The sequence below is a fragment of the Helicovermis profundi genome (assembly GCF_033097505.1).
Classification (GTDB): domain Bacteria; phylum Bacillota; class Clostridia; order Peptostreptococcales; family Acidaminobacteraceae; genus Helicovermis; species Helicovermis profundi.
This window is the reverse complement of sequence record NZ_AP028654.1, coordinates 134,992-147,173: the sequence shown is the minus strand read 5'-3', so window position 1 is coordinate 147,173 and position 12,182 is coordinate 134,992. Positions and strand designations below refer to the sequence as shown.

Annotated in this window: 11 protein-coding genes; 10 read left to right on the top strand and 1 reads right to left on the bottom strand. The window is 27.5% G+C overall.

The features are described from left to right. Positions 1-18: 18 nt before the first annotated feature. Genes AACH12_RS00610 through AACH12_RS00590 form a run of 5 tightly spaced genes read left to right on the top strand, consistent with a single transcriptional unit; the run spans position 19 to position 7,401 of the window. Complete coding sequence (locus tag AACH12_RS00610) at positions 19-1,230, top strand: glycosyl hydrolase family 8 (protein WP_338536156.1); 1,212 nt, start codon at positions 19-21, stop codon at positions 1,228-1,230. Next, positions 1,211-2,050, top strand: a complete 840-nt coding sequence (locus tag AACH12_RS00605; RefSeq protein WP_338536155.1) for a GGDEF domain-containing protein — start codon at positions 1,211-1,213, stop codon at positions 2,048-2,050. Before AACH12_RS00610 ends, AACH12_RS00605 begins: the two co-directional genes overlap by 20 nt. Beyond that, entirely contained in the window at positions 2,040-3,698 is a 1,659-nt protein-coding gene (locus tag AACH12_RS00600) for a DUF2334 domain-containing protein (RefSeq protein ID WP_338536154.1), read from the top strand. Before AACH12_RS00605 ends, AACH12_RS00600 begins: the two co-directional genes overlap by 11 nt. Further along, positions 3,685-4,941 carry a glycosyltransferase family 2 protein gene (locus AACH12_RS00595; protein ID WP_338536153.1) on the top strand — a complete coding sequence of 419 codons (1,257 nt, stop codon included), beginning with the start codon at positions 3,685-3,687 and terminating at the stop codon, positions 4,939-4,941. Before AACH12_RS00600 ends, AACH12_RS00595 begins: the two co-directional genes overlap by 14 nt. Before the next feature lie 9 nt (positions 4,942-4,950). Beyond that, on the top strand, positions 4,951-7,401 hold the full coding sequence (locus tag AACH12_RS00590) for a cellulose biosynthesis cyclic di-GMP-binding regulatory protein BcsB (protein WP_338536152.1): 2,451 nt from the start codon (positions 4,951-4,953) through the stop codon (positions 7,399-7,401). A gap of 116 nt (positions 7,402-7,517) precedes the next feature. On the opposite strand, the gene AACH12_RS00585 is transcribed toward AACH12_RS00590, so the two are convergent. Further along, positions 7,518-8,150 carry a nitroreductase family protein gene (locus AACH12_RS00585; protein ID WP_338536151.1) on the bottom strand — a complete coding sequence of 211 codons (633 nt, stop codon included), beginning with the start codon at positions 8,148-8,150 and terminating at the stop codon, positions 7,518-7,520. A gap of 183 nt (positions 8,151-8,333) precedes the next feature. On the opposite strand from AACH12_RS00585, the gene AACH12_RS00580 reads away from it, so the two are divergent. From AACH12_RS00580 to AACH12_RS00560, 5 genes are all read left to right on the top strand, one after another. Continuing rightward, positions 8,334-8,882: a 2-oxoacid:acceptor oxidoreductase family protein gene (locus AACH12_RS00580; protein ID WP_338536150.1), complete on the top strand. Its 549-nt coding sequence runs from the start codon at positions 8,334-8,336 to the stop codon at positions 8,880-8,882. Continuing rightward, on the top strand, positions 8,875-9,174 hold the full coding sequence (locus AACH12_RS00575; RefSeq protein ID WP_338536149.1) for a 4Fe-4S binding protein: 300 nt from the start codon (positions 8,875-8,877) through the stop codon (positions 9,172-9,174). Before AACH12_RS00580 ends, AACH12_RS00575 begins: the two co-directional genes overlap by 8 nt. Continuing rightward, the gene (gene porA / locus AACH12_RS00570; protein ID WP_338536148.1) at positions 9,174-10,358 is read left to right on the top strand and encodes a pyruvate ferredoxin oxidoreductase; all 1,185 of its coding nucleotides are present in this window, start codon (positions 9,174-9,176) and stop codon (positions 10,356-10,358) included. Before AACH12_RS00575 ends, porA begins: the two co-directional genes overlap by 1 nt. Continuing rightward, on the top strand, positions 10,351-11,247 hold the full coding sequence (locus AACH12_RS00565; protein ID WP_338536147.1) for a thiamine pyrophosphate-dependent enzyme: 897 nt from the start codon (positions 10,351-10,353) through the stop codon (positions 11,245-11,247). The genes porA and AACH12_RS00565 overlap by 8 nt, the downstream gene beginning before the upstream one ends. A gap of 95 nt (positions 11,248-11,342) precedes the next feature. Next, entirely contained in the window at positions 11,343-11,981 is a 639-nt protein-coding gene (locus tag AACH12_RS00560; protein ID WP_338536146.1) for a GntR family transcriptional regulator, read from the top strand. Positions 11,982-12,182: the final 201 nt, after the last annotated feature.

Genomic DNA, 12,182 nt, shown 5'->3' with positions numbered 1-12,182 from the left:
TTTTCTCTAGGAGTTTATATGTTTAAGAAAAGACTTTTTTTCATTTTAATACTTTTCATATTATTAATATCCGGATCAATAATTGCATTTTGTTATTTTTCTAAAGAAGTAATTCAAGATAAAAATGGCGATTTTAAAGAAAAAAACGTCAACAACAACATATTAGTAGTCGCTAAAAAAAATACAAACTTATACATTAATAAGAACTATATCTATAATGAAAAACTATGTTTTTCTTTTTTAGATAGCAAAATGTCAAAAAAATTTGGCGTAATATATACTAACTATTTATCGAACAAAAAAACTTTATCTCATTCAACTGGACATGAAATTCTTTCTGAATCAATTGGTTTAATAATGTTATACGCAGTTCATACAAATAATAATTTGCTATTTGACAGCGCATATGATTATATGATTAAAAACCTTTTTTCAAATGATATCGGAATACTGTGGAGATCAGAAATGAGCGATAACTCTGTAGCCTCATCAAATGCCTCAATTGACGATTTAAGAATTTTAAGAGCATTAATTGAAGCAAAATCATTATTTGATACTGATAAATACAATACTTCAATTAAAAGAATTAATGATTTAACACTAAGTAATTTAACTTATAAAAATAATTTGATAAGCTATTACTCAAAAAATCAAGTTACTAGTACTAATACTATTGAAATTGGATATATAGATTTATTTACTATAAAACTATTAATAAATTTTGACTCAAGATGGAAAAATGTATATAAGACTTCTATTAAAATAGTAAATTCATCAAAACTCAAAAATATCCCTTTATTTTATAAAAGTTATAATATAAAGAATAAAACTTACAAAATAAACAACAAAGTAAATATGTTAGACTCTCTAATAACTATGCTTCACCTTAGCGAAGTTGATTTACTAGACGATAAATCATATAATTGGCTAAAAAATAAATTTTATAAAGAAGGAAAATTATATGGAAGTTATTTTTTAGATGGTGAACCTACTTATAATTATGAATCCTCTGCTGTTTACGCGATTGCAGCAAGATTAGCAGATAGTCAAAATGACGATATATTTTATAATGATTTACTAAAAAAATTAGTTAATCTACAAGTAACAAATTCACAAAGTGAAATTTTTGGTTCGTTTGGAAATATAGATAATTTAGAAGTCTACTCTTACGATAATTTACAATCTCTTTTAGCATTTAGGAGGAAAAATTATGAAGCAACACATAATTAAATTAAATAACGTAATCATAATTTTGCTAACTGTTATTTATTTAACCGTTTTAACTATAATAATACCATCTATTAATTATAATTTTTTTGATTACGTAATTGTTACCTTAGTTTATTTTTCATCTCTAGTTTCTTTACTTATATCGCTTACTACTGGCTTAATTTTATCTCTAATTTTCTTAATTTTCATTGGTGGATTTATTTCTTTTGAATACTTTAATTCCTTATTAAAAAAAGATTTTATAAACTATACTTACATCATTCTACTACCTATTGTATCAATTATTACTGGTGTTGTTAGAAATAAACTTAAAACTATAGAAAATTTAGCTATACCAATAGAACAAGAAAGAAAAGAGCTTATTAGAATAGATAATATAACTGGTTTTAGAAACTCTAAGGATTTCTACCTAAACCTTGATGAAGAAATGAAAAGAGCAATTCGTTATAAACATGTGGTTTCTTTATTACTCGTTAAAATTTCTCACTTTGAAGAATTTTCTGCTATGCATTCTGAAACCTCTGTAATAAATACATTTATTTCTCTTTCCAAAGCAATAGAAAACATAACAAGAAATGTTGATAAGCCATATAGAATAAAATCTGATATCTTTGCAGTAATTTTGCCAAACACAAACCAAGAAGGTGCTAATATTGTTAAAAAAAGATTGACTGAAGTAGTACAAAAAAACAATATTATTGGCAATGTAAATGAAATTAATTTTGAAATTAAAGTTGGAGCTTTAGAGTATGATAAACAACTAGAAAATTCTATTCTTTATAAAAAGGCCTGCGAAAAGGAACTTGAATATGATAATTAAGAAGTCTTTATTAATAATGATATGTTTTTTTTGTTTTTTTACATCTGAACTATCTTTCTCAGAAAATAATACAGATATAGTAAATATAATTTCACCTAAAAGTATTTTAATCATTTATGACCAAAAATATAAAATCGGAGATTTCACTGATTATTTAACTGCTTATGAAGGATTAATTGGTCATTTTGATTTAACATCTTCCCATATGCAAGATAAAATTTATAAAAAAAATGATATTAATAATTACGACTATATTATGATAATAAATGTAAATAATGAAATTAAAAATAAATTTTTATTTGAAGATTTAAAAGACACTAGTAAGACTGTATTTTGGATTGGTGGCGGAATAAATAAGCTCATTGAAAAAACAAATATTAACATGCATTTTGAAAATAATCAATATACCTACAATACACTTAAACACTATAATGATAATTTTATTAAAACATATAGCGTTGATAATGTGAATAATATCCCTTTACTTACACTAAGTAAAAATTCTACTATATACACAAAATTGTCTAACGGTATAATTAACTCTCCATATATTTTTAAAAACGATAATTTTGTTTTCAAATTGAATGTCGCTGCATATGAAGAAGAATACTATGCATTTGCTGATGTTCTTTTTAATTTTTTTACTTCTAAGTTTCCAATTATAAAGACTGCAACCATAAGAATAGAAGATATTCACCCCCTTCGTGATCCAGAAAAGCTAAAAAAAATCGCTGATTTTCTTTATGATAGAAACATTCCCTTTATGATGGTTGTTATACCTGCGTATCTCAACTTTAAAACCGATAAAATAATAACACTATCTGATAAGCCTAAACTAGTTGAAGCCTTAAAATACATGCAAAATCACGGTGGCAGAGTAATTTTACATGGCTTTAAGCATACTTTTCATAAAAGATTTACCACAGGCGAAGGATACGAACTTTGGGATGGATATTTAAGTAGACCTCTTGACGTAAACATAAAGACTTACGTAAATAAATTAGTTTCAAAAGGTTTAAATGTATGCTACAAAAATGGATTATATCCAATTGCCTTTGAAGCTCCTCATTACGCAGCAAGCCAAGATGCTTACAAAGAACTTTCAAAATATTTTACAACTATAGTTGGACAAATCCAAACAAGCGACTACCATTTTACTACTCTAACATTTCCATATGAAACAACTAATATTTCTCAAGCAAAATTTGTTATACCAGAAAATTTAGAGTATTATAATCCAAATAATAATAATCCACTAAGGAGTATTGAAAAAAAATTAAATGAACTTTCCATGATGCGTTCCTATACTGCAGGTGTTTTCTTTCATCCATATTTAACTATTGATGAATTAAAGGCTACAGTAAATCTAATTGAAAGTAAAGGATTAAAATTTAAAGATCCTCTAGAAAATAACTTTTCAGTAAAGACTAAAGATTTAAGTATAACTTTCAAAAATCACACTCCAAAAATTGATACTTATAACAAAAATTTACTTTCCAACCGTTTAAGTATTTTCAGTAATTACTTTTTTGACTTTATGCTTATTATATTAATTATTGCTACAATTTCTTTCTTAGTTTTTTATATTACTAATTTGAAATCAAGAACGTATTTTAGGAGGATTAAGAAACATTATGAGGATATATGATTATATTTTTCTTTTTGCTACATTTTTTATTTGGTTCCTTCTATTTATGAATATTATATTAACTTACCAAGGTTATCGCTTCTATTTATATATGAATTCTAAAAAAATTGAAATACTAAAAGAATTAAATACATTCCCAACTGTTTCCATTTTGATTCCAGCTCATAATGAAGATATAGTAATAAAAAAAACAGTTTTATCTATGCTCGAAATGGATTATCCTAAAGATAGATATGAGGTAGTTGTTATTAATGACAACTCAACTGATAACACTGAATCAATAGTTATTAGTTTAATTGAAAAATACAAGACCTCAAATTTAAGAATTGTAAATGTTCCAAAGGGAAGTATTGGTTCTGGAAAATCAAACACTTTAAATTATGGTCTAAAAACTTCCAATTCTGAGTATATAGCAGTTTATGATGCTGATAATACACCAAATAAATTTGCTTTAAGATATTTGATGCACGAAATGCTAAGTAATAATAACTACGGTGCAGTTATAGGAAAATTTAGAACAAGAAATAAAAATAAAAATATTCTAACAAAATTTATTAACTTGGAAACACTAACTTTTCAATGGATGGCGCAAGCTGGTAGATGGAAACTACTCAAACTCTGCACTATACCAGGAACCAATTTTTTAATAAGAAAAAACATTTTAGATAAATTAAATGGATGGGATACTAAAGCAATCGCCGAAGATACTGAAATTAGTTTTAGGATATACTCTTTAGGTTATAAAATTTCATTTATGCCATTAGCCGAAACTTATGAACAAGAACCAGAAACTCTAAAAGTTTGGTTTAAACAAAGAACTCGTTGGGTCGAAGGTAATATTTATGTACTTAGAAAGTATATACTGCTAATGTTAAAATCAAAGAACAAAAACGTTTTTTTTGACATAATTTATTTTTTTTCAGTGTATATAACTTTTTTAACTGCTGTAATTTTATCAGATATACTTTTTTTACTATTACTTATTTTTAAAATAAAATTATTCATAACATATAATTTCATTTTGTTTTGGATATTAAGTTTTATTGTTTTTATCTTACAAGTAAGCTTAGCGCTTTCATTTGAAAAAGGTGAAAATTACTCAAAAAATATATTGCTAATATTGCTAATGTATTTTACTTATTGCCAGATGTGGGTTCTTGTTTCTATAAAAGGAACATTTAAAAGTTTAAAAAATATTATATTTAGAAAAGAGTCTAAATGGTATAAAACAGAAAGATTTTAGGAGGAAATTATGAAAAAATTAACAATACTATCCATACTAATTTTATTAGCTATTATTTCACATTCATCATCTTTTTGTGAATCTCCAAAATATGTCGTTCAACTTGGTGCATATTCTTATGAAAAAAATGCAGATATAATGTACAAATCACTATTATTAAACGATTATAAGGCATTTAAATCTACTTCAAAATATATTTATGTATTAGTTGGCCCATTTAATAGTAAATTAGAGGCAAATATTACTCTTAATAAACTTAAATTAGATGGATATAATGCTTATGTAAAAACTTACATACAATCTAATAATTCTACTTCTAGTCAGTCTTCAGATGCAAGTGTATCAACTTATGAAACCAATAAAATTAAGTCTACATCGACAGAATCGGAAAGAATATCAAATGTATACAGCGAACTGGACCCTAGCTTTAAAATTAATACAATTGGTGTTCAAAATACTCCTTTTAACAATGACGTAGTTTTTCAAGGAGTGTTTGACTCTACTGCACTTTATTTTGAAGTCAAAGACAATTGGATTCCAAATGACAATAATTTCATATATTTTACTTACAACAATACAAATCTTACACAAAATACAAATTCTTCACTTACAGTTTATTTGAACTCAATACCTATAAAATCATATTTGTTAAGCGAAGTAAATAAAACGCATAAACTTTTAATACCAGCGCATTCATTAAAAAAAGGATTTAATGAATTAAAATTTGGAATATATAGTAGAATTTCAACACTTCCTTGTGAAGATAATTTTAATCCTGCTAATTGGCTTGTTATAGATAAGAACTCATATGTGCATATTGAATACACGAGTAAAATTGATACTAATGCCATTTCAGATTTTCCTTACCCTTACTTTAAAAATGATGAATCATTTCCTTATAATGCAAAATTAATATATCCTGATAATTATATTAGTTCTGATTTAAGCCCTATGTTTACTTTCATTTCAAATATAGGAAAAATACTAAAATTTGAAAAAAAAGATCTTAAATTTGCAAGTTCGGAGGATATTAAAAAAAATGACTCTAATTTCATTTTTATTGGATCCATTAAAACTATGCCCTCTTCACTTCAAAACTATCTATCAAAAGATGAAATAGAGCGGGCAAAAAGAGATGCCCTAATTAAAGAAATTTATTTATCGAGTGACCATAAATATAAACTTTTGCTCGTAACTTCAAGCAATATTAAATCACTTAACAACGCTGTTATTTCACTAACAGACAATGAATTAGTAAAACAAATGAAAAATTCTTCTATTTGGATTTCTGAAAATCAAATTTTCAGTAGTACTTCTTCTAAAAACAATGAACTTATTACTCTAAAATCATTAGGATACAGTAGTACCTTGTTTGAAGGTATAAAAAAAGGAATAAGCAACTTTTCATATAGTATACCTAAGAATTGGGATATAGATGAAAATAGCAAATTTATACTAAAAGGAAAAATATCAGGCGTTATCGATTTAGAAAGATCCGCTGTAAGCGTATTTATCAACGGAATACCTGCTGGTAGCGTAAATTTAAACACTTTTTCTTCAAACGACTTTATTACTGAATTTAAAATTCCAAGTGAGATAATAAATGAGCCTACTTACAATATTAAGATTGTATATAATTTAAAAGTATTAGATGATAAATGTGATTTGAATTTTAGAAATGATTTATGGGCTTTTATTTCAAATGAAACTGCATTATTATTACCTCACAGTGAAAAAACTAGTTACACCTTAAATAATTTATCTGCTCCTTTTATCAAAGATAATAATATTAATAATTTTGGACTAGTATTACCTGAAAGAATAAATAAAGACTATATCAAAGATCTAACAACTATTATTCAAGTAATTAGCTCAAATTCAACTAAAACAAATATTATTCCAATTTATAAATCAGACGATAAGATAGACGAGAATGTAATAGTTTTCGGTACACCTTCAACAACACCATTTATAAAAACAATTAATCCCGAACTTTATATTAAATATAATAAAGATTTTTCTTCACTTATTCCAAATAAAAATATGGATCTTTTAGAAAATCTATATAATAATTCATCAACAATCCAACTAATTAGTTCAAAGCTTATTAACAATCATTTTGCTCTTATTATATCAAGTTTAGATAATAGTAATATGTCTATATTAAGTAAAGCATTTAGTAACAATTTTTTTGGTGAAATTATTACTACACCCTGTGTTATTATTGATCAATATGGATTGCTACATTCATATAGTATTATTGAAGAAGTAGATGAAAATGAGTTATTAAAGGATAAAACAGATTTAGAAAAACAAAAAGCAAAAGATTTAGACAAAAACCGTTTGATTAATTACGATGAATATAAAAATTTTATGATTACTCTTACCATAATATGTTTAATAACATTATCAATAATATTGATTTTAGTAATAAATAGAAAAAAATATAAAAATAAATAAATATATACATTAATTTCTAACATAAAAAAGAATCAGCAAAATGAACTGACCCCTAAAAGTTAGACCCAAAATCTAACTTTTGGGGGTCAGTTTAAAACACTGATTCTTTTTTATATTTACTCAATAATCGTAATAACTTCATCAAGCGATTTCCTCTTTGGGCTATTTATATTTTCCTTCAGAGGAATCCCAATTGGTGTTAAGCAAGAGAAATTATAACCTTCTTTATTAAAAGCAATTACTTCACACATCTTGTCACTTGCAAAAGCAGGTCCAGTCATATAACATCCACCGTAACCCATATTAGCAGCACTGAGAAGTAAGTTTTCCATTGCGGCTCCTATGTTTTGAACACCAGGTTTAACACTTTCAAGTTTTTCCACTTCTTCATTGCTTGCCCCGTTAAGCATTAGTATATCTTTTCCACTAGATTCATATTTTGAAGAAAATATCATTACTACAGTAGGAGCATTTTTAAACACTGTATAATATTTTAGCATTTTCATAAAATTAGATGCTGTTTTTTCGTCTAAATTATTAGATAATTCTCTTCCTTTTTCATAAACAGCCTCTGCCATTTTTTCGATTTTTTCTTTATTTCTAACGACTACAAAATGCCAATTCTGCGCATTTTTACCTGATGGAGCTTGGGTCGCTTCTTTAATCATTTCCTGAATAGCTTCCATAGGTACCTGAATATCTTTAAATTCTCTTACACTTTTTCTTTTATAAATAAATTCATTTTTCATAGATTAGTCCTCCGTTTTTTATTATACTTCAACAATTTAACTGTATTATGATAATAGCTAGAAAGCATATATACCTTTCTAGTTATTATCATACATTTTTTATTTGACATAGTAAATAAAAAAATGTATGATTGATATATATCTGATATATCAGTGATATATCACAACGAAGGAGGCATTTTTATGTATGAAGTAAGATGGCACGGCAGAGGAGGTCAAGGTAGTTTTACCATAGCTAAAATATTAGGTATGGCCGCTTCTGTGTACGAAGGTAAATACGCTCAAGCATTTCCATCTTTTGGTCCTGAAAGAAGAGGAGCACCTGTTCTTGGTTTTACCAGAATTGATGAAAAGAAAATTACTGATAGAAGCGAAATTGAAAAATGTGATTTTGCAGTAATTCTTGATGAATCTTTATGGGGTGATTCTGTAATAAACGGACTTAAAGAGAATGCAATTATAATTATTAATACTGATAATGTAGAAAAATACAAATCTAAAATAAATAATAAAATTATAGGAATTGATGCTACTAAACTTGCACTTGAAACTCTTGGAATGCCAATCACAAATACTGCAATGATGGGTGCATTAATTGGTGTAAGTAGTATGATTAGCCCTGAAAACTGTAAAAAAGCGATTGATAAAACACTTAAACCTAAAATTGCTGAAAAAAATAAATTATTATTTGATCAAGCTTATAAAATAGCAAAGGAGTCTTATAATGAATAAACCTAAACTAAAGAAATGGAAAGAACCAATTAATATTTCAAACTATCCACTAGGAGCTACTTGTGAAAGTAATCATCTAGTTAGTATTAACGCAGGTTGGAGAACTTATAGGCCTGTAATTAATCAAGATAAATGCGTTAAATGCTTAAGATGTTTCTTAGTTTGCCCAGATGGAGTAATTGATAAATCTAAAGAACTTCTTGAAATTGACTATGACTATTGCAAAGGTTGCGGAGTTTGCGCATACGAATGTAAGTTTGACGCAATAGATATGGTAAAGGAGGAAAAATAATGAATAATAAATTTATAAATGGAGATGACGCTGTAGCTGAAGGCGTTAGACTTGCTAGGCCTCACGTAATTTCTGCTTATCCAATCACACCACAGACTATTACTGTAGAAAGACTTTCAGAATTTGTTGAAGATAAATCTCTTGATTCTATATATATGCATGTAGAATCTGAACATAGTGCTCTTGCATGTGCAATTGGTGTTAGTTCAGTTGGAGCTCGTGCTTTTACAGCGACTTCTTCTCAAGGGTTATTATATATGGCAGAAAATCTTCCTTATGCAAGTGGAGCTAGACTCCCTATTGTTATGATGAATGCAAATAGAGCACTTGCAACTCCTTGGAATATCTATGGAGATCAAATGGATTCAATGTTCCTACTAAATTCTGGATGGATTCAAGTCTACGTAGAAGATGCCCAAGAAGCACTTGATATGATGATTCAAGCTTATAGAATCGCGGAAGACAAAAACGTTATGACACCTATGATGGTTAATTTAGATGGTTTTGTTTTAACACATACTTATGAACTTGTTGATATTCCGTCACAAGAACTTGTTGATTCATTTTTACCACCTATTACTATGCCTAACAATAGTATGAGTATTGAAAACCCAAAAAGTTTATGTATTTCTGCTGGAAATGATTTTAATATGGAATTTAAAATAAAACAAGAAAATGATATGAAAAACTCAATTTCTACAATTGAACAAATTGATAAAGAATTTGAAAAGGTTTTCGGTAGAGGATATAATGGCATGCTTGAAGAATACATGACTAAAGACGCCGATGCAATTCTTATTACTACCGGAAGTATTACTGGAACAACAAGAATTGTAGTTGACAATATGAGAAAAATCGGTAAAAAGGTTGGTCTTATTAAGCTAAGATATTTAAGACCATTTCCTGATGAATATATAAGAAAAGCTGTAGAAAATATTAAATCAGTAGGTATTATAGATAAAAATATTTCATTTGGTTATGAAGGAACAATTTTTACAAACGTTAATTCTGCTCTTGTTCATTTAGAGAAAACTCCAAATATGCATAACTTTATAGGTGGTCTTGGTGGAAGAGATATAACTAAACAAAATCTTGAAGATGCATTTAATTCTTTACTTCTTTCAGCAAATGGTGAAAAACAGGATCGTATTATGTATATGAATGTGAGGTGCCAAAATGATTAAACTAAATTCAAGAACTATTCAAAACGAAGAACTTTTTTATGGTCACAAAGCATGTGGCGGTTGTGGCGAGAGCCTTGCAATTAGACTAGCAATGAAAATACTAGGTGAAAGAACATTTGCAGCGCTTCCAGCAGGATGTATGTCAGCAGTATCATTTGTTTATCCAAATATGGCTTTTACAAATAACGCAATTATAACTCCATTTGCTTCTACCGGAGCTGTTGCATCAGGAATGGCAGCAGGACTTGAAGCTCTTGGTATTAAAGATACACATACAGTAGGTTTTGCTGGCGACGGCGGAACTGCAGACATTGGTCTTCAAGCACTTTCTGGTGCAATTGATAGAAATGATCAAATAATATACTTTTGTAACGACAATGAAGCATATATGAATACTGGAATTCAAAAAAGTGGCTTAACTCCTTATGGAACTAAAACTACAACTTCTCCTGCAGGAAAAAATCTGCCTGGTTCAGTAACTATGAAAAAAAATATGTTTGAAATTGTAGCTGCTCATGATATAGCATATGCTGCAACTGCAAGCGTAGGTTATTTAGAAGATTTTATGAGAAAAGTACAAAAAGCAAAAGATACTAAAGGTACTTCTTATATTCATATTTTAGCTCCATGTCCAACTGGATGGGGTTACCCAACTGAAATCACAGTATCACTAGCAAAAGCTGCTGTTGATACAGGATTATGGTATTTAGCTGAATATGAAAATGGTGAATTTACTCTTAATAGAAATCCAAAAGAATTTGTTCCAGTTGAAGATTATTTAATGAAACAAAGTAGATTTAAACATTTAAAAGAAAACGACATAGAAGTAATAAAAGCTCATCGTGATAAAAAATGGAATATGATGAGAAGAAAATGGAATACAAAATAACAATCTATATAGAATAAATCGCTTTAATAGTTTATAATAATATAGTAACTATTTTAAATTTTTCTCTTCATACAAAGCAAATAAGGAATGATTTCATGAAAAAAACTAACAAAGAAGAAATATTTATTGAGCTTAAAAGACGAATAATTGATATGGAATATAAACCTGGAAGTCCTATAAATGAAAAAAATTTAATAGAAGAATTCTGCGTAAGTAGAACTCCTATAAGGGAAGCTATATTAAAGTTATCACAGATTGGATTAATTGAAATAAAACCAAGAATTGGTACTTTCGTTTCCGATATTGATATAAGCTCTGTAAAATACGCCTATGAAATCAAAAAAAATCTTGAAGGACTTGCAGCGGAACTAGCTGCATCAAGAATTACTGACTTAGAGTTAGACGAATTATTTTCTATTATAGAGAGATTTAAAAATTATGATATTATTAATGACTACAAAAAATGTATAAAAGACGATCAACTATTCCATAAGATTGTAAGAAATGCATCAAGGAATCCTATACTAATTGAAATGCTTGATTCGCTTAATACTAAAACAGCAAGATTTCTTCAGTATATAGAATATGTTTTAGATGATTTTGATTGGTTTTATAGTTCTTTAAACAATATGGCCAACGCAATAAAAAATCGCGATTTAGAAAATTCAAGAATAATATGCGAGGAACATACGCAGAAATTTCTTGATCAAATGTCTAAAAAATTCTTTTCTTAATAGATGAATTTCTAAACTTCAAAGAGAGTCTTTATTTCAACATAAATTAATTTCTAAGATTCAGAGGGAGTTTTTACTCCCACTGAATCTTAGAAAACATAATCCAGGACCTTTTTAGAATTCTAAAGCATCATACAAAACAGCTTATCTTAAAATGATTTTTTATTTCATTTCAAAATAAGCTGTTTTTATAAGTGGTCT

Coding starts and splice junctions, on each gene's coding strand:
- AACH12_RS00610 (WP_338536156.1), top strand. CDS start 19: ATGTTTAAGAAAAGACTTTTTTTCATTTTAATACTTTTCATATTATTA.
- AACH12_RS00605 (WP_338536155.1), top strand. CDS start 1,211: ATGAAGCAACACATAATTAAATTAAATAACGTAATCATAATTTTGCTA.
- AACH12_RS00600 (WP_338536154.1), top strand. CDS start 2,040: ATGATAATTAAGAAGTCTTTATTAATAATGATATGTTTTTTTTGTTTT.
- AACH12_RS00595 (WP_338536153.1), top strand. CDS start 3,685: ATGAGGATATATGATTATATTTTTCTTTTTGCTACATTTTTTATTTGG.
- AACH12_RS00590 (WP_338536152.1), top strand. CDS start 4,951: ATGAAAAAATTAACAATACTATCCATACTAATTTTATTAGCTATTATT.
- AACH12_RS00585 (WP_338536151.1), bottom strand. CDS start 8,150: ATGAAAAATGAATTTATTTATAAAAGAAAAAGTGTAAGAGAATTTAAA.
- AACH12_RS00580 (WP_338536150.1), top strand. CDS start 8,334: ATGTATGAAGTAAGATGGCACGGCAGAGGAGGTCAAGGTAGTTTTACC.
- AACH12_RS00575 (WP_338536149.1), top strand. CDS start 8,875: ATGAATAAACCTAAACTAAAGAAATGGAAAGAACCAATTAATATTTCA.
- porA (WP_338536148.1), top strand. CDS start 9,174: ATGAATAATAAATTTATAAATGGAGATGACGCTGTAGCTGAAGGCGTT.
- AACH12_RS00565 (WP_338536147.1), top strand. CDS start 10,351: ATGATTAAACTAAATTCAAGAACTATTCAAAACGAAGAACTTTTTTAT.
- AACH12_RS00560 (WP_338536146.1), top strand. CDS start 11,343: ATGAAAAAAACTAACAAAGAAGAAATATTTATTGAGCTTAAAAGACGA.